Source organism: Pseudomonas sp. RA_5y_Pfl1_P24 (assembly GCF_963970945.1).
GTDB classification, from domain to species: Bacteria; Pseudomonadota; Gammaproteobacteria; order Pseudomonadales; family Pseudomonadaceae; genus Aquipseudomonas; species Aquipseudomonas tritici.
On the sequence record NZ_CAXAOJ010000002.1, the window covers coordinates 104,456 to 129,142 of the forward strand.

The window sequence follows — 24,687 nt, forward strand, 5'->3', positions numbered from 1 at the left end:
CTATAAGCTATAAGCTCCAAGCCACAAGCTGCAAGACTAGAAGAGCCGATTGGTTCTTTCTTATAGCTTGTAGCTTGTAACTGCTTCACTTGAATCTACGCTCCACCCCTTTCTCCACCAAAATCTTCGCTGAAATCTCTTCCACCGAAAAATGCGTGGAATTGATATGCGCAATATTCTCGCGACGGAACAGATTTTCTACCTCGCGCACCTCGAACTCGCACTGGGCATAGCTGGAGTAGCGGCTATTAGGCTTGCGCTCATTGCGGATCGCAGTGAGGCGGTCCGGATCGATTGTCAGGCCAAACAGCTTATGCGAATGCGCCCGCAGGGCGGCCGGCAGCGTCAGGTGCTCCATGTCATCTTCGGTCAGCGGGTAGTTGGCCGCACGAATGCCGAATTGCATAGCCATGTACAGACAGGTTGGGGTCTTGCCGCAGCGCGAAACGCCCACCAGGATCAGGTCGGCTTTATCGTAATAGTGAGTGCGGGCGCCGTCATCGTTGTCGAGGGCGAAGTTGACGGCCTCGATACGCTCCATATAGTTGGAGTTATGACCAATGGAATGGGACTTTCCTACTGAATAGGAGGAGTGTTCACTCAACTCCTGCTCCAGTGGCGCCAGGAACGTCGAGAAGATGTCGATCATGAAACCATTGGAGGTTGCGAGTATCTCACGGATGTCTTGATTGACGATGGTGTCAAAAATGATCGGCCGAAAGCCGTCTTTTTCAGCCGCCAGATTGATTTGTTGTACCATGGCCCGCGCTTTATCCACGCTGTCGATATAAGGCCGGGTGAATTTGGCGAAGGTATTGTTTTCGAACTGCGCGAGCAGGCTTTGACCCAATGTTTCGGCTGTGATGCCGGTGCCGTCGGAGATAAAGAAAGCAGATCGTTTCATTTGAGCCCTGGGCCTTAAGCTGATGGCGAATCTTGGATATGATAGGCGCGATTTTGCCGTCCCGCAGTGGGCCGCATTCTCACTTATTTTCCAGGTCCAGGCCACAAGCGCTGGCGAATGCTCCTACTGAGCTGCCGGCGTCCTGAGCTTTTCCAACACAGTTAGTGGAGAGATCACCTTGGTAGAGTACGTAGTTTCCCTCGATAAGCTCGGCGTCCATGATGTAGAGCACGTGGGGGGCAAGAACGCATCCCTCGGCGAGATGATCAGTAATCTTGCAGGCGCTGGTGTGTCGGTGCCTGGTGGTTTCGCCACCACGGCCCAGGCTTACCGGGATTTCCTCGAACTGAGCGGCCTCAACGCTCAGATCCACGCCGCGCTGGACGCTCTGGACGTCGATGACGTCAACGCCCTGGCCAAGACCGGCGCCCAGATCCGCCAGTGGATCATGGACGCCGAGTTCCCTGAGAAGCTCAACGAAGAAATACGCGTCGCCTTCGCTGCCCTGTCGGCTGGCAACCCGGACATGGCCGTCGCCGTGCGCTCGTCGGCCACCGCCGAAGACCTGCCAGACGCCTCCTTCGCCGGCCAGCAAGAGACCTTCCTGAACATCCGCGGCGTGGAAAACGTGATCCGCGCGGCCAAGGAAGTGTTCGCCTCGCTGTTCAACGATCGCGCGATTTCCTACCGTGTGCACCAAGGTTTCGACCACAAGCTGGTGGCCTTGTCCGCCGGTGTACAGCGTATGGTCCGTTCGGAAACCGGCACCGCCGGCGTGATGTTCACCCTCGATACCGAATCGGGCTTCCGTGACGTGGTGTTCATCACCGGCGCCTACGGCCTGGGCGAAACCGTTGTACAGGGCGCGGTCAACCCAGACGAATTCTACGTACACAAGCACACCCTTGAAGCCGGCCGTCCGGCCATCTTGCGCCGCAACCTGGGCAGCAAGGCCATCAAGATGATCTACGGCGACGAGGCCAAGGCCGGTCGCTCGGTTAAAACCGTTGATGTCGACAAGGCCGAGCGCGCGCGTTTCTGCCTGACCGACGCTGAAGTCAGCGAACTGGCTAAACAAGCGATGATCATCGAAAAGCACTACAAGTGCCCGATGGACATCGAGTGGGCCAAAGACGGTGACGACGGCAAGCTTTACATCGTGCAGGCCCGTCCGGAAACCGTGAAGAGCCGCACTTCGGCCAATGTCATGGAACGCTACCTGCTGAAAGAAACCGGTACTGTACTGGTGGAAGGCCGTGCCATCGGCCAACGCATCGGCGCCGGCAAGGTGCGGATCATCAAGGACGTGTCCGAAATGGACAAAGTCCAGCCAGGTGACGTACTGGTTTCCGACATGACCGACCCGGACTGGGAACCGGTGATGAAACGCGCCAGCGCCATCGTCACCAACCGGGGCGGGCGTACCTGCCACGCGGCGATCATCGCTCGTGAGCTGGGCATTCCTGCGGTAGTGGGTTGCGGTAACGCCACCCAACTGCTCAAGGACGGCCAGGGCGTGACGGTTTCCTGCGCCGAAGGTGACACCGGCTTTATCTTTGAAGGCGAACTGGGCTTCGATATAAAGCAGAACTCCATCGACGCCATGCCCGACCTGCCGTTCAAGATCATGATGAACGTCGGCAACCCGGACCGTGCCTTTGATTTCGCGCAGTTGCCGAACGCCGGCGTTGGCCTGGCCCGCCTGGAGTTCATCATCAACCGCATGATCGGCGTGCACCCCAAGGCCCTGTTGAACTACGACGGCCTGCCGCTGGATATTAAAGAAAGCGTCGACAAGCGCATCGCTGGCTATAACGATCCGGTGGGCTTCTACGTCGAGAAGCTGGTGGAAGGCATCAGCACCCTGGCTGCGGCGTTCTACCCGAAAAAGGTCATCGTGCGCCTGTCGGACTTCAAGTCCAACGAGTACGCCAACCTGATCGGCGGAAAACTCTACGAGCCGGAAGAAGAAAACCCGATGTTGGGTTTCCGTGGCGCCTCGCGTTACATCAGCGAAGCGTTCCGTGACTGCTTCGAGCTCGAATGCCGCGCCCTCAAGCGCGTGCGCAACGAGATGGGCCTGACCAACGTCGAGATCATGGTGCCGTTTGTGCGCACCCTGGGCGAAGCGAGCCAAGTGGTTGACCTGCTGGCGGAAAACGGCCTGTCCCGTGGCGAAAACGGCCTGCGCATCATCATGATGTGCGAACTGCCGTCCAACGCCATCCTGGCTGAAGAGTTCCTGGAATTCTTCGACGGTTTCTCCATCGGCTCCAACGACCTGACCCAGCTGACCCTGGGCCTGGATCGCGACTCCGGGATCATCGCTCACCTGTTCGACGAGCGTAACCCTGCCGTCAAGAAGCTGTTGGCCAATGCTATCCAGGCTTGTAACAAGGCTGGCAAGTACATCGGTATCTGCGGCCAAGGCCCTTCCGATCACCCGGACCTGGCCAAATGGCTGATGGAGCAGGGCATCGAAAGTGTCTCGCTGAACCCTGATTCCGTGCTGGAAACCTGGTTCTTCCTGGCGGAAGGCCAAGCGTCGGCCTAAGGTCGTCACGTCAAAAGTGCCGGTCACCCGCTGAGGGTGACCGGCATTCTTATCTGTGCAGGGCGGAAATCCTTCCGGACGCCGCCCTTTTTTGTGCAAGAGCATTATGCAAAGCAGCAGCAACCTGTTTCCCGTCGCCCTGATCAGCGCTGAACGTCGTGGCGACCTGAGTGAAGATGTGTACCGCCTCAAACCTGGCAACAGCCCCGACGGCACCGTGGAGTTGGCGGTTACCCGTTTGGGCTTGGCCGATGCCTCGGAAAACCGCGGTATTCCGGTTATTTTGTTGCATGGCAGTTTTTCCAATCGGCGCTTCTGGTATTCGCCCAAGGGGATCGGCCTGGGCGCTTATCTGGCGCGCCAGGGCTTTGATGTGTGGATCCCGGAAATGCGTGGCCACGGCTTGTCCAAGCGCAATCATCACTACGCTCGCAACCGCGTCGCGGACTACGCACGCTATGACTTACCGGCCATTGGCGCCTTTGTGCGCGAGCAAAGCCGACAGGTTCCACACTGGATCGGCCACTCCCTGGGGGGGACAAGCTTGGCGGCGGCCTTGGGCGGGCAGCACCTTGGCGCGCCGGCAGTGGCTTCAGTGGCACTGTTTGGCTGTCAGGTCAGTCGCACCCACTGGCCGTTGAAACTCCCCCCGGTGGAATGGACGGGCCGCTTGCTCTTGAAGCGCTTCGGCGAGCTGTCGGGCTCGCGCTTCAAGCGCGGCCCTGAGGACGAACCTGCGGGCGTGTTGATCGAAGCTATGCGCTGGAATGGCCTGTTCGGGCGGTTTGGTGAAGGTAAACACGACTGGTGGAAAGGCTTGGCAAGCGTCGATGTGCCGCTGCTGGCTGTCAGTGCTGCCGGGGATCATCAAGACCCCGACTGGGCCTGCCGCAAGTTGTTTGAGCAAGTCGGCTCCGAGCACCGCCAATACTTGTGCCTGGGCCGCCAGCGGGGGTTTAGCGGGGATTTCGGGCATGTGGAAATGCTCGTCAGCAAAGCCGCGCAGGTCGAAGTGTGGCCATTGGTGGCGCAGTGGCTGAAAGATCCGCTCACACCCTTGTCTGGCGCGCAAGCCGAGGTATTGGCCGAGGCTTGAAGGAGCGCTCTGCCAAGGGCGTTTCACTCGTGTGTGGTTGCGGCTAAGATATGACGCGTCAAACGCTTCTGGTCATATTCAGTCGCGCAGTGGCTATTGCGTTGCGGCGAAGCGGATGGGATGTTTCGCACCTGCTTTGCCTGGCGCTTCTTTCGAAAGACACCTCTTTGACAGAAAGGAATTTTTCAATGAACCATTACGTGACTCCCGACCTGTGCGACGCCTACCCGGATCTGGTGCAAGTGCTTGAGCCGATGTTCAGCAATTTCGGCGGACGAGATTCGTTTGGCGGCGAGATTGTCACCGTCAAATGCTTCGAAGATAACTCCCTGGTCAAGGAACAAGCCGACCAGCCTGGCGCTGGCAAGGTGCTGGTGGTCGACGGGGGTGGTTCGCTGCGCCGCGCGCTGCTGGGCGACATGATTGCCGAGAAAGCCGCGAAAAACGGCTGGGAAGGCCTGGTGATCTACGGCTGCATCCGTGACGTCGATGTGATCGCCCAGACCGACCTGGGTGTTCAGGCTCTGGCCAGCCATCCGATGAAGACCGACAAACGCGGTATCGGTGACCTGAACGTAGTGGTCACGTTTGCAGGCGTGACGTTTCGCCCGGGTGAATACGTATACGCCGATAACAACGGCGTGATCGTTTCACCCAGTCCGCTGAAAATGCCTGAATAAGACAGGAGTGAGGATGTTCGAGGAAGAAAACGCGCAATGGGGGCTGGTGCATGCCCTGGTGCTGGACGGTAAAGGCGGTGCGCGTTCGATTGCCCGGACTGAACTCGATGATTTGCAACTGCAGCCCCAGGAAAGCCTCTGGCTGCATTGGGATCGCAGCCACCCGCAAACCCAGACCTGGCTACGTAAATCCAGTGGGTTGAGTGAATTCGCCTGTGACCTGTTGCTGGAGGAAAACACCCGGCCGCGCCTGTTGCCGCTGCCGGACTCGGAATTGCTGTTGTTCCTGCGTGGGGTCAACCTCAACCCGGGCGCAGAACCGGAAGATATGGTTTCGGTGCGTATTTTCGCGGCGGCCAGTCGTGTGATTTCCCTGCGATTGCGCCCGTTGCGCGCCACTGATGAGTTGCTGGTGCAATTGGCGGACGGTAAGGGGCCTAGAACCGCGTCGGAACTCATCCTTTATATGGCGCAGTACTTGACCCATAAAGTACAGGATTTGGTCGCCGACCTGTCGGAAGTCGTCGACGCCGAGGAAGAAAAACTCGATACCGACGAACGGTATACCCCGGAACATGGCAGCGTTCTGCAGATCCGCCGGCGAGCGGCCGGGCTGAAGCGATTCCTCGCGCCGCAGCGGGATATTTTTGCCCAGCTCACACGCATCAAATTACCCTGGTTCTGCGATGACGATGCCGACTACTGGAACGAATTGAACAACAGCCTGACCCGTTACTTGGAAGAGCTCGAATTGACCCGAGAGCGCGTGGGGCTTGTGCTTGAGGCCGAAGATCGGCGCTTGAGCGTGCGTATGAACCGCACCATGTACCGCTTCGGGATCATTACCGGGATCTTCCTGCCGATGAGTTTTCTCACCGGTCTGCTGGGTATAAATGTGGGGGGTATTCCGTTCTCCGCCAGCCCCTATGGATTCATGATTGCGTGCCTGTTGATGGCCTCGGTTGCGCTCGGCCAGTGGTGGCTTTTTCGACGGTTGCGCTGGGTTTGAGCTGAATATGAGCTGAACGTAGGAAAGGTCGTATGTGACCCCGAGAATTTTACCCTCGTCTTTTAAAACACTTGCGAGAGGTCTTTATGCACGATCCGTTCGAACAGTCTTTGCGTGACATGCTCAATGCCTCGCCGTCCAACCGCGACGACGATGCTTGCCTGGGCCGCGTGTTGAAAACCGCCAACCGTCAGGTGGGTGCGGGTGACCTGTTCGGTCTGCTCGGTCGCTGGGTTCCGGCATTGATGATGGCCCTGAACAACGGTTCGGCCCACGTATCGCCGGTTTCCCGTCGTAAACCTCTTGCTCGCACTGCTGATAAGGCTGATTGAATATGGAACTTGATCTCTGGACCCAGAGCCTGGTCACCGCGATGACCGCATTGTGGACTAAGGTGGCGAACTTCATTCCCAACCTGTTTGGCGCACTGGTACTGGTACTGCTGGGCTTTGTCGTGGCCAAGTTGCTCGACACTCTGCTGTCCAAATTGCTTGCAAAACTGGGCCTCGACCGCTTGATGGCAGGCACTGGCCTGACTAAGCTGCTGGGCCGCGCGGGGCTGCAGGTGCCGATCTCCACATTGATCGGCAAAATCGTTTATTGGTTTGTTTTGTTGATTTTCCTGGTTTCTGCGGCTCAATCCCTTGGGCTTGAGCGAGTATCAGCTACGCTCGACATGCTGGCGCTGTATTTGCCGAAAGTTTTCGGCGGCGCGCTGGTATTGCTGGTAGGCGTTTTGCTGGCGCAATTGGCCAATGGGCTGGTGCGTGGCGCCGCTGAAGGTGTGGGGTTGGACTATGCCGCCGGTCTTGGGCGAATCGCTCAGGGACTGGTAATCATCATCAGTATTTCGGTCGCGATCAGCCAGTTGGAGGTCAAGACTGACCTGCTCAACCACGTGATTGTGATTGTTTTGATTACCGTTGGTCTGGCCGTTGCGCTGGCCATGGGCTTGGGAAGCCGGGAAATTGCCAGTCAGATTCTTGCGGGAATCTATGTGCGTGAGCTGTATCAGGTAGGGCAACAGGTGCGTGTGGGCGAGGTCGAAGGGCAAATCGAAGAGATCGGCACAGTCAAGACGACAGTACTCACCGATGACGGCGACCTGGTGTCGTTGTCCAATCGGATTCTCCTCGAGCAGCAGGTCAGTAGCCGCTAATCCGGAAAACCCTGCTAATGTACGCCGCCGCGAACCCGGCTGACCGGGCAGTGGCGGACATTGACCTGACTGTCGGCACGACTTGTTTTGAATAAAGCCCAAACGCTGTCCACGCGCTATGACCCCCGTGAGCTCTCTGATGAGGAGCTGGTCGCGCGCGCGCACACGGAGCTGTTTCACGTAACTCGTGCGTATGAAGAATTGATGCGCAGATATCAACGCACTCTGTTCAACGTTTGTTCAAGGTATTTAGGGAACGATAGAGATGCGGATGATGTCTGTCAGGAAGTGATGCTCAAGGTGCTGTACGGCTTAAAGAACTTCGAGGGCAAATCGAAGTTCAAAACGTGGCTGTATAGCATCACCTACAACGAGTGCATCACGCAGTATCGGAAGGAACGGCGAAAGCGTCGCTTGATGGACGCCTTGAGTCTTGACCCCCTTGAGGAGGCGTCTGAAGAGAAGGCGCCGGCACCCGAGGAGAAGGGCGGACTTGATCGCTGGTTGGTGTATGTGAACCCGATTGACCGCGAAATTCTGGTGCTACGATTTGTCGCAGAGCTGGAATTTCAGGAAATCGCTGACATCATGCACATGGGTTTGAGTGCTACAAAAATGCGTTACAAACGTGCTCTTGATAAATTACGTGAGAAATTTGCGGGCGAGACTGAAACTTAGTGCGTGGCAAATATCTCTTACGTGTAGGCAAGTTCTGTTAGACTTGTCGCCGAGTTGTCCCCCGGTTTGTGGGACTGCTTTACAATCACCAGATGGGGATTTAACGGATGAAACTGAAAAACACCTTGGGCTTGGCCATTGGTTCTCTTATTGCCGCTACTTCTTTCGGCGTTCTGGCACAAGGCCAAGGCGCAGTTGAAGGCGAGCTGTTCTACAAGAAGCAGTACAACGATAGCGTCAAGCACATCGAAGACGGCTTCAATCCTGGCGCTCGCATCGGTTACTTCCTGACCGACGACCTGTCCTTGAACCTGTCGTACGACAAGACCAACCACACCCGTTCGAACGACGGTACTGGTAGCCAGAAGATCAAAGGCGACACCGGCAGCCTGGTTGCCCAGTATCACTTCGGTCAAGCTGGCGTAGACAGCCTGCGTCCGTACGTAGAAGGCGGTTTCGGCCACCAGAGCCGTACCAACGTTCTGGCTGACGGCCACAGCGGTCGCGACCAGACCACTTTCGCTACCGTTGGTACTGGCGTGAAGTACTACTTCACCAACAACCTGTACGCTCGTGCCGGTGTTGAAGCTGACTACGGTCTGGACAACGGCAAGTGGGACTACTCCGCACTGGTCGGCCTGGGCGTGAACTTCGGCGGTAACGCTGGCGCAGCAGCTCCAGCTCCTACCCCAGCACCAGCTCCAGAGCCAACTCCAGAGCCAGAAGCTCCAGTTGCTCAGGTTGTTCGTGTTGAGCTGGACGTTAAGTTCGACTTCGACAAGGCCGTTGTTAAGCCTAACAGCTACAGCGACGTTAAAAACCTGGCCGACTTCATGGCTCAGTACCCAGCTACCAACGTAGAAGTTGCTGGTCACACTGACTCCGTAGGTCCAGACGCTTACAACCAGAAGCTGTCCCAGCGTCGTGCTGACGCTGTTAAGCAAGTCCTGGTTAAAGACGGCGTTGCTCCAAGCCGTGTAACCGCAGTAGGTTACGGCGAATCCCGCCCAGTTGCTGACAACGCAACTGAAGCTGGTCGCGCTGTTAACCGTCGCGTAGAAGCGTCGGTTGAAGCTACCGCTCAGTAATTACTGAGTTGTAGAAAAAAGCCCGGCTTAGGCCGGGCTTTTTTTCGCCTGTGATTTGCCTCAGGCGCTGGCTGCATCTGCCAGGCAAACAGCCTGTTCGGTGGCGGCAACGCGGCCGATCACCAGGATTGCCGGGCTCTTCAGGGCAAACGCACGGGCGTCCTCATGCATATGGGACAGATCGCTGCGGCACTCCCTTTGTTGCGGCAACGATGCATTTTCGATCATCGCCACCGGCATATCCGGCATCATCCCGCCATCCAGTAATTGCTGGCGAATCTCCTCCAGTTTCGCCACGCCCATATACACCACCAAGGTTGTCCCGCCCTCTGCCAGGGCACGCCAATTCAGGCTGCTGTCGTCCTGAGTATGTGCCGTGACCAGGGTCACGCCACGGCTTACCCCGCGCAACGTCAACGGAACCGCGCAATTCGTGGCGCCGGCCAGGCCCGCGGTAATCCCGTTGACCAATTCCACCTCGATGCCTCGCTCACGCAACCACACCGCTTCTTCACCGCCGCGCCCGAAAATGCACGGGTCGCCACCCTTGAGCCGCACTACGCATTTGCCCTGGCGCGCATAACGCAGCATCAGGCGGTGGATAAAAGCCTGCGGAGTCGAGCGGCAGCCACCGCGTTTCCCCACGATAATCACCCGCGCTTCGGCACAGTGTTCCAGCACCGCCGGGTTTACCAGATCATCGACCAGTACCACATCGGCTTCGCGCATGGCCCGAACGGCCTTGAGGGTCAACAGTTCCGGGTCACCGGGACCTGCGCCTACCAGCCAGACTTTTGCGTTCATAGGTTTTTCCTCGTCCAGGGATGACGTCAGCTGTGAAAGAGTGAGTACAACAGCACCAGGTTGATCAGCATTGAGATCAACCCCAGCGCGCGCCAGACCTTCAAGGGTTCACGCTCCAGCAACGGCCTGGGGCGGATGCTCAGTTCCTGCCGGTCAGCCTGGTCCAGCACCCGCAACCACTCTTCGGCGGTTTCATAGCGGTGTGACGGATTCGCAGCCACGGCCCGTTCCAGGCTGAGGGGCAACCAATCCGGCAGATCGGGGCGATAGCGGCTGGCGCTGACAGGGTGGGTGAACCTTGGCCGTTGGAAAGCTTCGATTTCACCGTAGGGGTAATGCCCAGTCAGCAAGTAATACAGGGTGACGCCGACGCTGTATAAATCCTGTTGGGCTGTAGGACGGTCGCCATTGAATGCCTCCGGTGCGATGAAGCTTGGCGTGCCCGGCAGCACATGGGCATGGTCTTCCGACAGGCCTGGGCAGTACGCCAGGCCGAAATCCAGCACCCGCAGTTCGCCGTCGTCCCCCAGCAGGAGGTTTTCCGGCTTGATATCACGGTGCAGAATCTGCCGCCGATGCAGCATGCCCACCGCACGCAGCAAGCGTTCGGCCATCGATTGCCATTGCGCCAGGGGCAATGGACCTTGGCGCTGGAACCGTTCAGCCAGGGTTTCTCCGGAATATTCACGCATCACGTAGTACAGATGCTGGCGCTCGCTGGCGACGTGGACTTCAGGAAACGCCCGCCCTGCAACCCGCCTTAAAAACCATTCCTCCGACAGCAACGCCTGGCCGGCGTCGCGATCATCGTCATGGCTCAACGGCAGTGTTTTCAGCAGCCAGGGTTGCTGCTGGGCGTCCCTTACCCGGTATAACAACGACTGGCGGCTTTGCGCCAGTACGGTTTCCACCTGCCAGCCTTCGAAGTGTTGCCCGTCTTTCAGCGGTGGTGGCAGGGGCCATTGCTGCAACTGTACCAAGGCATCGCCGAGCGTGGCTGCGCCGAGGCTGTCGATGCGCACCAGCAGGGCGCTGGCATTGTCCTGGCTACCGGCCAGGTGTGCGGCGCTCACCAGCGTATTGACTGCCAGATCCAGGTCCGTTTGCTCGCGCAAAATCGCGCGGATGCTCTGATCACCCAGGGTTGCCCACACGCCATCACTGAGCAGCAGGAAACACTCACCTTCGCGCAATTGGCCGTCGAGAAAGTCCAACACCAGGTGTTGATCCAGGCCGAGCGCGCGCTTGAGCACATGTTGCATGCCCGGTTGTTCCCACACGTGATCCTCGCTGATGCGCTGCAATTCGCCATCCAGCCAACGATAGGCCCGGCAATCGCCGACGTGCGCCAGGGTAAAGCGCTGGCCGCGAAACACCAGGGCGCTGAGAGTGGTCAGCAAGGGCTGACCACCGCCATTCGCCTGCAGCCAGCGATTCTGTGCCAGCAGCAAACGTTCCAGGGCCTGGGCCACGCCCCAGGTTTGCGGCGTGGCGTAGTAATCCAACGCCAGCGCCTGCAGGGTCGAGCGCGCGGCCAAGCCACCGTCGGCGCACTGGCTTACGCCGTCGGCGATGGCGCACAGGTAACCTTTGCTCGCCGCCAGTTCGGCCATGGGAGTCACCACCCGCAGTGCGTCCTGGTTTTCCGCCCGTGGGCCGATGGCGCTGGCTTGGGCGACGCTCAGTTGCAGGCTCATCAGACCCGCGCAGCCGTCACGGCAGCCGAGCCCCAGGTGGTCCTCCAGCGACGCTTCACGCCATGCAGGCCGAACCAGGCCAACACGGCCAGGCTGGCGAACAGCCACAGGGCCAGTTGATAGCTGCCGGTACTTTGTTTGATCGCGCCCATGCCCGCCGCCAAAGCAAAACCGCCGATACCGCCGGCCATGCCGATCAGGCCGGTCATCACGCCGATCTCGCGACGGAAACGCTGTGGTACCAGTTGGAACACCGCGCCATTCCCGGCACCTAGGCCGAGCATAGTGCAGACGAAAAGTGCCAGTGCCGCGTAGGAACTCGGTAGGTTGAAACCCACCGCCGCGATACAAATCGCCGCCACGCTGTACATGCCCAATAGGGTACGAATCCCGCCGAAACGGTCCGCCAAGGCGCCACCCAGGGGGCGCATCAGGCTGCCGCCGAACACGCAGGCGGCGGTGTAGTAACCGGCGGTCACTGGGCTCAGGCCGTATTGGTCGTTGAAGTAGCCGGGCAGGGCGCTGGCCAGGCCGATAAACCCGCCGAAGGTCACGCTGTAGAAAAACATGAACCACCAGCTGTCACGGTCGCCCAGGGCCTTGAAGTAGTCAGCCATGGACTTGGCTTTCGGCCGTTCAGGGGCGTTGCGCGCCAGCCAGGCAAAGACGATCAGGGTCATCACCAGTGGAATCACGGCAAAGCCGAAGACGTTGTTCCAGCCAAAAGCGGCCGCCAACACAGGCGCCAGCAATGCGGCGAATACAGTGCCGGAGTTGCCCGCGCCAGCGATGCCCATGGCCTTGCCCTGGTGTTCTGCCGGGTACCATTGGGAGGCCAGTGGCAGCGCGACGGCAAACGATGCGCCGGCCATGCCCAGAAACACGCCCAGCAGCAAGGCTTGCTCATAGCTGTGGATTCCCAGCTTCCAGGCGCCGAACAGGGCGCAGATCACAATCACCTGGCCAATCAGCCCCGCGGTCTTCGGCGACAGCTTGTCAGCCAGCATCCCCATCAGAAAGCGCAAAATCGCACCGGCGAGGATGGGCGTTGCGACCATCAGGCCGCGTTGTTGAGTGGTCAAGTGCAAGTCGGCGGCAATTTGTATCGCCAGTGGGCCCAGCAGGTACCAGACCATGAAGCTCAGGTCGAAATACAGGAACGCGGCAAACAGGGTCGGGGTGTGCCCGGATTTCCAGAAGCTTGATTTCATCACGCACCTCAACGGTTGGGAGTCTTGTAAGAAGGCCTGGTGATGGAACAGCCGGTTAAGGCCGCCCCACCTTCCCCTTTAGCGGGGGCTAAAACAAAAAAACGCCGCCACCGGGTTCGCGAGGGCAAACCGGGTGAGCGACGTCTTTGTCGTGGAGGGGCAACCGCCGTTGGCTACCTGTGATGTTTACTTAGCAAGAGCTGCGCCAAATCAGCCGAGCAACTCACTCATGGCGATAATCTGCTCCGCCACCTGGATCAGTTTCTGCTGGCGGCTCATGGCCTGCCGGCGCATGAGGGTGTAGGCCTCTTCCTCATTGCAGTCCTTCATTTTCATCAGCATGCCCTTGGCCAGCTCGATGCGCTTGCGTTCCGCCAGTTGCTGGTCCCGAGCGTGAAGCTGAGCGCGCAGGGCCTGGTCGCTCTCGAAGCGCGCCATGGCCACATCGAGGATCGGCTGCAGGCGCTCGGCCTGGATGCCTTCGACGATATAAGCGCTGACACCGGATTTGATTGCCTGGCGCATCACGCTCGGGTCGTGTTCGTCGGTGAACATCACTATCGGCCGGGGTTGGTCGCGGCTGACCAATACCACTTGCTCCATCACATCACGGCCCGGTGACTCGGTATCGATCAGGATCACGTCCGGGCGCACTGTTTCGACGCGTGCGGGCAGGTCGATGGTCAGGCCGGACTCGTCAATGACTTCAAAGCCGGCCTCGATCAGCGCCGTCCTCAGGCGGCCGACTTTGCGCGGGGTGTCGTTGATCAACAGGATTCGCAGCATGGAGATCCTCCTGTCAGCGCAAGGCTTGGCAGTGGGTGGTGTTGGCCAGGGCATGCAGGCGGAAGCTGCGGGCATAGCCGGCGGGGTCGGAACCGTCCCAGATTTTGCCGTCGATCAGTTGGCTGCTGCGCATGTCCTGGTCTTTCACCTTGATACCCAGCGCGTCAGCCGCCTGGCGAAACAGCGGCAGCTGCTGCACTTGGCGCGCAACGCCGAGATAGTCCGGGTCTTCACGCAGAAGGCCCCAGCGCCGAAACTGGGTCATGAACCACATGCCGTCAGAGAGGTAGGGCAGGTTCACCTCGCCATCAGCAAAAAAGCGCAAGGCGTGGGGATCCTGCCACTGGTTGCCCAGGCCATCGTCATAGGCGCCGAGCAGGCGTGGTTCGATGCAGTCGAGCGGCGCGTCGAGGTACTCGCGGCCACTGAGCAATTGCGCGGTGGAACGGCGGTTTTCGGTGCTTTCTTCGATAAATCGACTGGCCTCCAGGATCGCCATTACCAGTACGCGCGCGGTGTTGGGGTACTGGTCGACAAACACCTGGGTACAGCCGAGCACCTTTTCTGGATGATCCGGCCAGATTGCCTGGGTTGTTGCCAGGGTAAACCCTTGGTTTTGCTTGACCGCGCTGGCGCACCAGGGTTCGCCGACGCAAAAACCATCGATGCGTCCGGCTTGCAGGTGCGCAACCATTTGCGGTGGCGGGACCACCACGCTGTCCACATCCTGCAAGGGATGAATGCCTTGGCTCGCCAGCCAGTAATACAACCACATAGCGTGGGTGCCTGTGGGAAACGTCTGGGCAAAGGTCAGTTTTGTTCGGCTTTGGTGCGCATGGCGCTCCAGTGCCTCAGGAGTGATCACCCCTTGTTGCTGCAATCCGTGGGACAGGTTGATGCTTTGCCCGTTCTGGTTAAGCCCCATCAGTACCGCCATGTCGGTGGGCGCTACGCCGCCAATGCCCAGGTGCACGGCATAAATCAGCCCGTACAGGCTGTGGGCGGCGTCCAGTTCGCCGCTGACCAGTTTGTCGCGCAGGTTGGCCCAGGACGATTGGCGCTTGAGGTTCAGGGTCAGGCCATAGGGTTGAGCGAAGCCCTGGGTGGCCGCCACTATCATTGATGCGCAGTCGCTCAAGGCCATGAAGCCCAGGTCGAGGCTGCTCTTTTCCGGGGCATCACTGCCGTTGACCCAAGCCAGCGGGTCGTTCATCGGGCTGTTGCCAACCGAATCGTTCATCAATACCTACCTTTTCTCTCAAAAAAAAGCGTCGTTCCCTCAGATGGCGATGTAAGCCAGTGCAGGTAACGACGCCTTTGTCCGTAAGCTCGCTCCGTCGTTGGCGCGTGCTCTGATGCAGAGTGCATAGCAATGCACATGCCACGGGGAGTGGGGCCCAGGCAGCCGTCAACTTTCCATCAAGATTGAAACCTGGCGGCCTTTCAGTATGGCCGCATTCTTAATGTCAGACCGCCCAGGAAACCCCACGGTGTACGCCGACTTCCTTGCAACGATGCCCCGCCCCTGGCTTTGCCGTCGGCTGTTTTTTGCTGCGCTGCTCGCCGTGCTGGTGTCCGAAAGTGCTGTTGCCTGGGCCGGGCTTTACCAGGCACAGGATCAAAGCCTGTATACCGTGTTCACTGCACTGTCGGAGCCATTGGGCTTGCCCATTGTTGTCAGCCGTGAGGTGGCACGCAAACGTCTCAGTACAGCGCTGGATTTCGATGCACCGCAACAGGCCCTGGAGACACTTGCGCTGCAACAAGGATTGATCTGGTACAGCGACGGGCAAGCGCTGTATGTCTATGACGCGGGCGAGGCTAAAAGCTCTGCGGTGACCTTGCGGCATATTTCCGTCGACAGGCTGCGTAGCCTCATGCGCCGGTCGGGCCTCGATGAGTCGCGCTATCCATTGCGTGAAAGTGCAGGGCGAACGTTCTATGTTTCCGGCCCACCGAATTATGTCGATCAGGTGCTGCGCCTGGCCCAGTTGATGGACCGGCAAAAAGCTGAGTTACGGGTGGGGGCGCAGGCCTTTGGCATTGTCCAGGTACTCAACACCGATGTGGCGGACCATCAGTACGGCACAAGCGACAGCCCGGTCACCGTTCCGGGGATGGCTTCGATGATCAAAACCCTGCTGGCCAGCGAGCACAAGGGGTTGCTGTCCGACAAGAGCCTTGGCGTGATCGCCTACCCGGATAGCAACAGCCTGCTTATCAAGGGTAAGCCAGCGCAGGTGAGTTTCATCCAGAAACTGGTAGCGGAACTCGACATACCCAAGCGCGCGATCGAGGTCTCGCTGTGGTGGGTGGATGTGGAGCGCGACGAACTGAAGAAGCTGGGCTTGGGCTGGGATACGCAAAGCAAGGCTTCGACATCGCGCGTTTTAGCGCCGTTGGATGATAGCCACCTGCTGGCGCAGATCAGCGCGTTGGAGCGTCGTCGGCGCGCGAAGGTGACAACACTGCCGGCGATTCTCACCCAGGAGAACGTGCCGGCGGTTTTTCAGGACAACCACACGTTCTATCTGCCACCTGTCGAAAACGACAAAACCGACTGGAAACCAGTGTGTTACGGCACCCAAGTCAGTGTCTTGCCGCGTTTTGCCGAGGCCAACCAGATCGAGATGCGCCTTGAGGTCGAAGAGGGTCGCCAGATGACCGAGCCGGGACGGCGTGAAAAAAACGCGGCGGTGGGACGAGTGGGCGTCAACAGTGTGGTGCGTTTGCCCCAAGGCAGACGCCTATGGCTGGGCGCGTTTCAAAGGGAGTCAGAAGGACGCGGAGCTGGTCGCCCGGCTCTAGTGCGCCTGTTTGTGATCCAGGCCAGAGCGGTGGGCGGCGTGTTGAAGGGGCCGGACGAGGGCGTAGGGCCACCACCCTTGACAGCCGTGCAATATGAGCGTGTTCAACGTGCTTTTGTGCGGCCGGGGCGCGATGTCTCACCGTAACCAAGGTGGTAACCATGCATCTGGAAATTCTTCTACAGGAACAGCTGATCAGCCGCAGGCGCCTGGCAGCCTTCGCGCCGGGAAAGATATTGCCACTGACGCAGCAGATAACTCACTGCGTAGAAGTTCGGGTGAATGGGCAATTACTCGCCTTGGGTGAACTGGTGCAGTTGGAGGACCGGCTAGGGGTTGAGTTGCATGAGGTGTATCAGGCGTGGCTGCCTGGAGGCGGCGGATAGCGAAAGGTCTTACAGAGCAGTATCGAAAACCGCTGGATGATTGGGCTTTTTCCTAACGTGAGTCGGGAGGCAGGTTTTTACAGTCGTGACCTAGGTACATGAGTCAGTGATGCAAGTGAGGACTTCAATGTCAGTAGCCGGATGCCGAGGTAATGATGGCCGTCATGGATGATGCAGGGACGACGACTTCCCTGGTTTTTTCGCGCTGGACCCTGCATGACGACGGTCGCCTGACCGGCGAGGGTTCGGATGTTCAGTTACCGCCCAAGGAATGGCAGGTGTTGCGACTGCTACTGGCATCCGGTGGCGCGTTGATGACCAAGGATCGCTTGCTGGAGCTGGCCTGGCCGCAGGGGGAGGTGGCCGAGGAGTCGTTGACGCGCTGCATTTACTCACTGCGCAAGTACCTTGGCGTCGACAAGGGGTTTATCAAGACGATCTACGGTCAAGGGTACCGCTTCACATGCCCGGTCACTGCAGAGGGCCATGCGCCGGGCTGCATGAGACATGTGTGCTCGGCCTGCGGCCAGGTCAGCCATGGTTCGATAAACCGTGGCTAGGTTCTGGAGCACAGGCTTGGTGTTGAGCATGGTGATGACCAGCCATCAAGCGGTGGCCTATTGCTGGCAGGAGGCCGCCAGGCACTACGATATCGAACCAGAGTTGCTGCAAGCGATCGCCGTCGTGGAGTCAGGTAATCGGGCGCAAGCGATGAATCTTGCCAACCGTAATGGCACTCGTGACATCGGCCTGATGCAGATCAACAGCATCCATCTGCCTCGCCTGCTCAAGCAGGGTATTACCGAGGAGCGTCTGATCAACGAGCCCTGTCTGTCGGTTGAGGTGGGCGCTTCGATTCTCGCCGAGTTCATCCAGCGCTTTGGTTACAACTGGACAGCGGTAGGTTCCTACAACGTTGGGACGGGCTCCGGGCCCGAGCGTGAGGCGTTGCGCATGCGGTATGCGCAGAAAATCTGGGCGTATTACGAGCAGTTGGTCGCGCATCGCTACTGACGATTGAGGTTCACGCCTCGCGCGCTCCCTGTCTCCCCAGCTATAATCGCCGTCACCTTTCGCCGCCATCCGAGTCTAGCCCGCCCATGTATACCCTGGCCCGCCAGCTGTTGTTCAAACTCTCCCCGGAAACCTCCCACGATCTGTCCCTGGACCTGATCGGTGCCGGTGGCCGCCTGGGGCTCAATGGCCTGGTATGCAAGGCGCCGGCAAAAATGCCGGTATCGGTGATGGGGCTCGATTTCCCCAATCCGGTCGGGCTGGCGGCTGGCCTGGATAAAAACGGTGCGGCCATTGATGGTTTTGCTCAGTTGGGTTTCGGTTTTGTCGAAATCGGCACGGTGACCCCAAGGCCACAACCGGGTAACCCCAAGCCGCGTATCTTCCGTCTGCCGGAAGCCGAGGCGATCATCAACCGCATGGGCTTCAACAACCTGGGGGTTGATCATCTGTTGTCGCGGGTTCAAGCGGCGAAGTACAAGGGCATCCTAGGCATCAATATCGGCAAGAACTTCGATACCCCGGTTGAACGTGCCGTGGATGACTACCTGATCTGCCTGGACAAGGTCTACGCCCACGCCAGCTACGTCACGGTCAACGTCAGCTCGCCCAACACCCCGGGCCTGCGTAGCCTGCAGTTCGGCGACTCCCTCAAGCAACTGCTCGAAGCCTTGCGCCAGCGCCAGGAAGACCTGGCTGGGCGCCATGGCAAGCGCGTGCCGTTAGCGATCAAGATTGCCCCAGACATGAGCGACGAAGAAACCGTGCTGGTCGCCCAGGCCCTGGTGGACTCAGGGATGGACGCGGTGATCGCGACCAACACCACCCTCAGCCGCGTAGGCGTCGAAGGCCTGGCCCATGGCGATGAAGCCGGTGGCCTGTCGGGTGCCCCGGTGCGCGAGCAGAGCACGCATATCGTCAAGGTGTTGGCTGCCGAGTTGGCGGGGCGTTTGCCGATTATCGCGGCAGGTGGCATCACCGAGGGCAAGCACGCAGCCGAGAAGATCGCCGCGGGTGCCAGCCTGGTGCAGCTCTACTCCGGCTTCATCTATAAAGGCCCGGCGCTGATCCGCCAGTCGGTGGATGCAATCGCCGCACTGCGCTGATGCGCCCACAAGGTTTATTCACCAGCCATTAAAAAGGGCTCCATCAAGGAGCCCCCTGGGCCGAAGCCCGCCGCCCGGATAGGACGTGCGTGGTTAAATCGTTACACATTCAAAGGTGATGATGTCGGAATTAATTGCCCTTGATTAGCCGACGGCGTGAAGTTCGTTGAGTCTGTGAATTCCCGCAGTGCCAGTCATACCGTCCCAGTTGTCGCCGCGTCCTTCTCGCCAGCCGTTGATCCAGGCTTGGCGTACCGACGGTAGAGTAAATGGGCAAAGCTCACGGGATTTGCCATGAACGCCATATTGATATCCGCGTAAAAATGCTCTTTCCAACGGATCACGCTTAAGTCTTCTCATAGGGTGTTTCCCTCACTTGTTGACTGTCTTGATATCCTTTGGCCTCGTCTGGGGCCAGGCAGAGTTTTTCTGCCGTCGGTCGGCTCGCTGCCGGCGTGGCGAGCCTATTTGTCGGCGTCGTTACGGCGCCAACCTGTGGTGAGTTCTAACCAATAGGTCACATGGATTCAATGATCGTTTTGTCATAAGCACGTAACGATAACGATGCTATAGCCATAAGCTGGGCTGGCTTTTCGCCCCATTTATCCGGCAAACCCAGCTATGATGTGCCCTGCAAAGAGGATGGGTTTAATCCTTTAGTGAGAATGCCCGTCCGTTGCGGTCGGTTATTATTCGACGAAAGGGCGGAATATTTCTTTTTGTTACCCGTTTTGTTGTTAAACAGTTCTCTCTGCCTCGTCAATCAGGGCCCAAGGGCCCGGCAGACGAGGTGGGACGGCACATTCGTGCCACGCGGGCACTCTTCAAGAAAAGTGCTTGATTGAAAACCGAGCTGGCGATGCGTCGCCCGTTCATTTATTGCTGAAAAGCCTGGAATGCCCCATGTCGGACCGTTTTGAACTCTTCCTCACCTGCCCCAAAGGCCTCGAAGGCCTGCTGATCGAGGAAGCCGTCGGGCTTGGCCTTGAGGAAGCCCGTGAGCACACCTCGGCCGTGCGCGGCATGGCCGACATGGAAACCGCCTACCGTCTGTGTCTCTGGTCACGCTTGGCCAACCGCGTACTGCTGGTGCTTAAGCGCTTCCCGATGAAGGACGCCGAAGACCTCTACCACGGCGTGCTGGATATCGAGTGGGCCGAGCACATGGTCTCCGATGGCTCTCTGGCGGTGGAATTCAGTGGCCACGGCTCGGGCATCGATAACACCCACTTCGGCGCGCTGAAGGTCAAGGATGCGATTGTCGACAAGCTGCGCACCCCGACCGGCGAACGCCCGTCCATCGACAAGATCAACCCGGACCTGCGCATCCACCTGCGGCTGGACCGCGGCGAAGCGATCCTGTCCCTCGACCTTTCCGGCCACAGCCTGCACCAGCGTGGCTACCGTCTGCAGCAGGGCGCGGCACCACTGAAAGAAAATCTGGCGGCCGCGATCCTGATCCGTGCCGGCTGGCCGCGCATTGCTGCTGAAGGCGGCGCGCTGAGCGACCCAATGTGCGGCGTGGGTACCTTCCTGGTGGAGGGCGCGATGATCGCTGCCGATATGGCGCCCAACCTGAACCGCGAGCTCTGGGGTTTCACCACCTGGCTGGGTCACGTCCCGGCGCTGTGGAAAAAACTGCACACCGAGGCCACCGAACGTGCGGCCATCGGCATGAACAAGCCGCCGCTGTGGATTCGTGGCTACGAAGCCGATCCGCGCCTGATCCAGCCCGCGCGCAACAACATCGAGCGTGCCGGCCTCAGCCACTGGATCAAGGTGTACCAGGGCGAAGTCGGCACTTTTGAGCCGCGCCCGGACCAGAACCAGAAAGGCCTGGTCATCTGCAACCCGCCGTACGGCGAGCGTTTGGGTGACGAAGCCAGCTTGTTGTACCTCTACCAGAACCTTGGCGAGCGTCTGCGCCAAGCGTGCATGGGCTGGGAAGCGGCTGTATTCACTGGCGCACCGGACCTGGGCAAGCGCATGGGTATCCGTAGCCACAAGCAGTACTCGTTCTGGAACGGCGCCCTGCCGTGCAAATTGTTGCTGATCAAGGTCAACCCGGACCAGTTCGTCACCGGTGAGCGTCGCACCCCAGAACAGCGTCAGGCCGAACGTGAGCAAGCCGCTTACGATCAAGCCCCGGCTGAGCCGCAAGAGCGTCAGTACAACAAGAACGGCAACCCGATCAAACCCGCTCCGGCGCCAGTGGTTGAGCAGCCGCGCCTGAGCGAAGGCGGCCAGATGTTCGCCAACCGCCTGCAGAAGAACCTCAAGCTGCTGGGCAAGTGGGCCAAGCGCGAAGGCGTGGACTGCTACCGGGTGTACGACGCCGACATGCCGGAATACTCCATGGCCATCGACCTGTATCACGATTGGGTCCACGTGCAGGAATATGTCGCGCCGAAGTCCATCGACCCGGAAAAAGCCTCCGCACGCATGTTCGATGCCCTGGCCGCGATTCCCCAGGCCCTGAACATCGACAAGAGCCGCGTGGTGGTCAAGCGCCGCGAGCGTCAGAGCGGCACCAAGCAGTACGAGCGTCAGAGCGCCCAAGGCAAGTTCACCGAAGTCAGCGAAGGCGGCGTGAAGTTGCTGGTCAACCTCACCGATTACCTGGACACCGGCCTGTTTCTCGACCACCGTCCGATGCGCATGCGCATCCAGAAAGAAGCCGCCGGCAAGCGCTTCCTCAATTTGTATTGCTACACCGCTACAGCCAGTGTGCACGCGGCCAAGGGCGGCGCGCGCAGCACCACCAGTGTCGACCTGTCCAAGACCTACCTGGACTGGGCGCGTCGCAACTTCTCGCTCAACGGTTTCTCCGACAAGAACCGCCTGGAGCAGGGTGATGTGATGGCGTGGCTGGAAGCCAGCCGCGATGAGTTCGACATGATCTTCATCGACCCGCCGACCTTCTCCAACTCCAAGCGCATGGAAGGTATCTTCGACGTACAGCGTGACCACGTGCAGTTGCTCGACCTGGCCATGGCACGCCTGGCACCGGGCGGCGTGCTGTACTTCTCGAACAACTTCCGCAAATTTGCGTTGGAGGACAACCTCAGCGAACGCTACGCGGTCGAGGAGATCAGCGACAAGACCATCGACCCGGATTTCGCACGTAATGCGAAGATTCACCGGGCGTGGAAAATCACTGCTCGCTGATCGCCGCCACTAAAAAGCCGCAAGCCTGGATTATTCCGGGCTTGCGGCTTTTTTACGCTGGTCAAACTCAAGGTCGATGGCTATAACTTAAGGTCCAGCCAAAGTGACACCCCGCACACTGGCGCTGTGAGTGTTGCTTATGCCGTTGCAAGCTGTTCGCCCGAAAATCCTAGGCTTTATCAGTGAGCAGGCGTCGGCTTGGGTGGTGGCATTGGTGGTGTTACTGGCGGGATTTGCTTTGACGGCGATTGTCGCCTGGGCCGCCTCCGACCTCTATCAGCAGCAACTGCGCCAGCGCTTTCAATTGCTGGTCAATGAACGCTATACCCACCTGCAGGAGCGCTTCGAAGACCAGGAGCAGCGCCTGGACAGCCTGCGGCGTTTCTTTGTCAATTCCGATGATGTGTCCCACGAAGAATTCGACGGTTTTGCCCAGCCCTTGTTGTTGCGCACCCTCGCATACTCCTGGGCGCCCCGGGTGTATCGCGAGCAGCGCAGCCAGTTTGAGCAAGACGTGTCCGGCCGGGGAGGCGCGCCCTTTGTTATCCGTGAGTTGAATTCGGCGGGTGAGCTGGCCCCTGCGACCGAGCGCGATGAATACGTGCCGGTGGTGTATAGCCAGACCCAAAGTCTACGGGGTGCACCGCTCGGCTTTGATCTGCTGGCCCAGCCCCTGCGGCGTTCGGCCCTTGAGCGTGCGCAAAAGACCGGCAAGCTGGCGGTGTCCCAGCCCATGCAATTGGTGGGCGTAGAACCGGCCTATGCCACCGGCGTGTTACTGGTCGCGCCGGTGAGCCACTTGTCCATCTCCGGACAATCCCAGAACGAGCCCTACGGCTATGTGATGGCGGTGATCAGCATTCGCCAGCTGGTGGCCGACGGTTTGCCCAAGCCTGACCGGGATAACCTGATGATGCAAGTAGTCGACATCTCCGACCTGCACAAGCGCGTGCTTTTCGAGTCCGGCACGTTCGGGGCCAGCAGCGACCTTGTCGGCACGCGCCGCCTGACGCTGGGCGACCACATCTACGCCCTGAACCTGCGTCCGAGCCAGGTGTTCGAACAGGCCAATCACTCTTCGTTGTCCGCGATCCTGACCATGGGGAGCCTGCTCAGCCTGTTGCTCAGTGCCTTGCTCTATGTACTGGTGAGCCAACGCCAGCGCGCGTTGAAACTGGTGGAGCAACGTACCGTGCAACTGCGTATGCGCGAGCAGGAGTTACGCGCGGCCCATGGCCAGTTGCGCAGCGTGCTCAATGCGGCCACCCAGGTCGCAATCATTGCCACCGACCTGCGCGGCGTCATCAACACCTTCAACGCCGGTGCGGAGCAGATGCTGGGGTTCGAGGCCGAGCAAGTGGTGGGCACACACACCCTGGAAAGCCTGCATCTGGCGGTGGAACTGGAGGCGCGTTCCGCCAGTTTGAGTGTGGCCTTGGGCAAGCGTATTCCCGCGAGCCAGGCGATGTTGGTGGAAAGCCCGGACAGCCTGCACGAAGCACGCGAATGGACCTTGGTCCGCGAAGACGGCAGCCAGCTGACCGTGAACATGCTGGCCACCGTGCTGCTGGACGACCATGGTTTGTGGATCGGCCACCTGGCGATTTACCTGGACGTTACCGAACAAAAGCGTGCCTACGAGGCATTGGCGGCGCGGGACCGCCTGCTCAAGAAACTCAGCGCCCATGTCCCCGGCGGAATCTTCCAGTTCACCCTGGAGCCCCAGAACAACTGGAAATTCATCTACGCCAGTGATGGCATGCGCGACATCTATGAAATCGAGCCCGGCGTATTGCAGCAAGACGCGAAAAAGGTCCTTGAGCGTATCCATCCGCTGGATGTGGAACGGGTGCGTGCATCGATCCGTTTGTCCGCGTTGCAGCTGAGCCATTGGCGCGAAGAGTACCGGGTGCAGTTGCCGCAACGCGGCCTGCGTTGGATTCGTGGGGAGGCCACCCCGGAAGAGTTACCGGGAGGCGGCACGTTGTGGCATGGCTATGTGTCGGATATTTCCGACTTGAAGCGGGTGGAAGAGGAACTGCGCGCCCTTTCTATCACCGACTCCCTGACCGGGATTCACAACCGCCGCTATTTTCAAGATCGCCTGAGGGCCGAGATGGTGAGGCTTAACCGCACCTCGGGGGCACTGTCGGTGATCATGCTGGATATCGATCACTTCAAGCGCATCAACGACAGGCATGGGCATGCCGTCGGCGATGGGGTATTGCAGGCGTTGTGCAAACGCATCAGCCAGCGCCTGCGCCGCACCGATGTGTTCTGCCGCCTAGGAGGCGAGGAATTCATGGTGCTGTGCCCCCATACCGATGGCGAGCAGGCCTATCGCCTGGCCATAGAGTTATGGGAGTCACTGCGCAGTGCGCCGATGGAGCCGGTCGGCACTGTCACCGCCAGCTTTGGCGTGGCCAGTTGGCGGGTGGATGAAGGTGTCGATGGCTTGCTGCTGCGCGCCGACTCAGCGGTGTACGTGGCCAAGCAGGCGGGCAGGGACCGGGTCGTGGTGGAGCCCTTGCGTACCTGAA

General features: G+C 59.5%; 22 protein-coding genes. 15 read left to right on the forward strand and 7 right to left on the reverse strand.

The features are described 5' to 3' along the window. Nucleotides 1-85: 85 nt before the first annotated feature. Nucleotides 86-904: a posphoenolpyruvate synthetase regulatory kinase/phosphorylase PpsR gene (gene ppsR / locus AACY30_RS03050; protein WP_027603681.1), complete on the reverse strand. Its 819-nt coding sequence runs from the start codon at nt 902-904 to the stop codon at nt 86-88. A gap of 178 nt (nt 905-1,082) precedes the next feature. Between ppsR and ppsA the strand changes: the two genes are divergently transcribed. The 8 genes from ppsA to AACY30_RS03090 all read left to right on the forward strand — a co-directional run bounded on the left by ppsA (nt 1,083) and on the right by AACY30_RS03090 (nt 9,168). Then, a complete protein-coding gene (gene ppsA, locus AACY30_RS03055) occupies nt 1,083-3,458 on the forward strand; it encodes a phosphoenolpyruvate synthase (RefSeq protein WP_339427937.1) in 2,376 nt (791 codons plus the stop codon). Between the two features lie 106 nt (nt 3,459-3,564). Beyond that, on the forward strand, nt 3,565-4,554 hold the full coding sequence (locus tag AACY30_RS03060; protein WP_339418817.1) for an alpha/beta fold hydrolase: 990 nt from the start codon (nt 3,565-3,567) through the stop codon (nt 4,552-4,554). A 188-nt stretch (nt 4,555-4,742) separates the two neighbouring features. Further along, nucleotides 4,743-5,234, forward strand: coding sequence for a ribonuclease E activity regulator RraA (gene rraA, locus AACY30_RS03065; protein WP_339467878.1), 492 nt, complete (start codon nt 4,743-4,745; stop codon nt 5,232-5,234). 13 nt (nt 5,235-5,247) lie between these two features. Continuing rightward, nucleotides 5,248-6,243, forward strand: coding sequence for a zinc transporter ZntB (locus AACY30_RS03070; protein ID WP_339418813.1), 996 nt, complete (start codon nt 5,248-5,250; stop codon nt 6,241-6,243). Between the two features lie 86 nt (nt 6,244-6,329). Then, nucleotides 6,330-6,575, forward strand: coding sequence for a hypothetical protein (locus AACY30_RS03075; protein ID WP_025854229.1), 246 nt, complete (start codon nt 6,330-6,332; stop codon nt 6,573-6,575). Between the two features lie 2 nt (nt 6,576-6,577). Continuing rightward, nucleotides 6,578-7,402: a mechanosensitive ion channel family protein gene (locus AACY30_RS03080; protein ID WP_131699687.1), complete on the forward strand. Its 825-nt coding sequence runs from the start codon at nt 6,578-6,580 to the stop codon at nt 7,400-7,402. An 87-nt stretch (nt 7,403-7,489) separates the two neighbouring features. Then, on the forward strand, nt 7,490-8,080 hold the full coding sequence (gene sigX, locus AACY30_RS03085) for an RNA polymerase sigma factor SigX (RefSeq protein ID WP_003175518.1): 591 nt from the start codon (nt 7,490-7,492) through the stop codon (nt 8,078-8,080). A gap of 107 nt (nt 8,081-8,187) precedes the next feature. Continuing rightward, on the forward strand, nt 8,188-9,168 hold the full coding sequence (locus tag AACY30_RS03090) for an OmpA family protein (protein ID WP_339467880.1): 981 nt from the start codon (nt 8,188-8,190) through the stop codon (nt 9,166-9,168). Between the two features lie 60 nt (nt 9,169-9,228). Here AACY30_RS03090 and cobA read toward each other — a convergent pair whose 3' ends face one another. The 5 genes from cobA to AACY30_RS03115 all read right to left on the reverse strand — a co-directional run bounded on the left by cobA (nt 9,229) and on the right by AACY30_RS03115 (nt 14,906). After that, nucleotides 9,229-9,972, reverse strand: coding sequence for a uroporphyrinogen-III C-methyltransferase (gene cobA / locus AACY30_RS03095; RefSeq protein ID WP_339467882.1), 744 nt, complete (start codon nt 9,970-9,972; stop codon nt 9,229-9,231). Nucleotides 9,973-9,998: 26 nt separating this feature from the next. Further along, a complete protein-coding gene (locus AACY30_RS03100; RefSeq protein ID WP_339539678.1) occupies nt 9,999-11,669 on the reverse strand; it encodes a bifunctional protein-serine/threonine kinase/phosphatase in 1,671 nt (556 codons plus the stop codon). Continuing rightward, the gene (locus AACY30_RS03105; RefSeq protein ID WP_339418802.1) at nt 11,669-12,880 is read right to left on the reverse strand and encodes a nitrate/nitrite transporter; all 1,212 of its coding nucleotides are present in this window, start codon (nt 12,878-12,880) and stop codon (nt 11,669-11,671) included. Before AACY30_RS03105 ends, AACY30_RS03100 begins: the two co-directional genes overlap by 1 nt. 210 nt (nt 12,881-13,090) lie before the next feature. Next, on the reverse strand, nt 13,091-13,666 hold the full coding sequence (locus AACY30_RS03110) for an ANTAR domain-containing response regulator (protein WP_049712004.1): 576 nt from the start codon (nt 13,664-13,666) through the stop codon (nt 13,091-13,093). Between the two features lie 13 nt (nt 13,667-13,679). Further along, nucleotides 13,680-14,906 carry a CmpA/NrtA family ABC transporter substrate-binding protein gene (locus AACY30_RS03115; protein WP_339539681.1) on the reverse strand — a complete coding sequence of 409 codons (1,227 nt, stop codon included), beginning with the start codon at nt 14,904-14,906 and terminating at the stop codon, nt 13,680-13,682. 274 nt (nt 14,907-15,180) lie between these two features. Between AACY30_RS03115 and sctC the strand changes: the two genes are divergently transcribed. From sctC to AACY30_RS03140, 5 genes are all read left to right on the forward strand, one after another. After that, nucleotides 15,181-16,620 (forward strand): type III secretion system outer membrane ring subunit SctC, encoded by a 1,440-nt coding sequence (gene sctC, locus AACY30_RS03120; protein ID WP_339539909.1) that lies wholly within the window; start codon nt 15,181-15,183, stop codon nt 16,618-16,620. Nucleotides 16,621-16,634: 14 nt separating this feature from the next. Next, a complete protein-coding gene (locus AACY30_RS03125) occupies nt 16,635-16,859 on the forward strand; it encodes a FliM/FliN family flagellar motor switch protein (RefSeq protein ID WP_065873881.1) in 225 nt (74 codons plus the stop codon). Nucleotides 16,860-17,014: 155 nt separating this feature from the next. Then, nucleotides 17,015-17,419 (forward strand): winged helix-turn-helix domain-containing protein, encoded by a 405-nt coding sequence (locus tag AACY30_RS03130; protein WP_339418889.1) that lies wholly within the window; start codon nt 17,015-17,017, stop codon nt 17,417-17,419. Further along, entirely contained in the window at nt 17,412-17,873 is a 462-nt protein-coding gene (locus AACY30_RS03135) for a transglycosylase SLT domain-containing protein (RefSeq protein ID WP_339467892.1), read from the forward strand. Before AACY30_RS03130 ends, AACY30_RS03135 begins: the two co-directional genes overlap by 8 nt. A gap of 86 nt (nt 17,874-17,959) precedes the next feature. Beyond that, a complete protein-coding gene (locus AACY30_RS03140) occupies nt 17,960-18,979 on the forward strand; it encodes a quinone-dependent dihydroorotate dehydrogenase (protein WP_339467894.1) in 1,020 nt (339 codons plus the stop codon). Nucleotides 18,980-19,123: 144 nt separating this feature from the next. Here AACY30_RS03140 and rmf read toward each other — a convergent pair whose 3' ends face one another. Continuing rightward, nucleotides 19,124-19,339 (reverse strand): ribosome modulation factor, encoded by a 216-nt coding sequence (gene rmf, locus AACY30_RS03145; protein WP_002553055.1) that lies wholly within the window; start codon nt 19,337-19,339, stop codon nt 19,124-19,126. 543 nt (nt 19,340-19,882) lie between these two features. On the opposite strand from rmf, the gene rlmKL reads away from it, so the two are divergent. Continuing rightward, nucleotides 19,883-22,147: a bifunctional 23S rRNA (guanine(2069)-N(7))-methyltransferase RlmK/23S rRNA (guanine(2445)-N(2))-methyltransferase RlmL gene (gene rlmKL, locus AACY30_RS03150; protein ID WP_339418792.1), complete on the forward strand. Its 2,265-nt coding sequence runs from the start codon at nt 19,883-19,885 to the stop codon at nt 22,145-22,147. Between the two features lie 139 nt (nt 22,148-22,286). Next, nucleotides 22,287-24,686 carry a sensor domain-containing diguanylate cyclase gene (locus tag AACY30_RS03155; RefSeq protein WP_339467896.1) on the forward strand — a complete coding sequence of 800 codons (2,400 nt, stop codon included), beginning with the start codon at nt 22,287-22,289 and terminating at the stop codon, nt 24,684-24,686. The last annotated feature ends 1 nt before the right edge of the window (nt 24,687 follow it).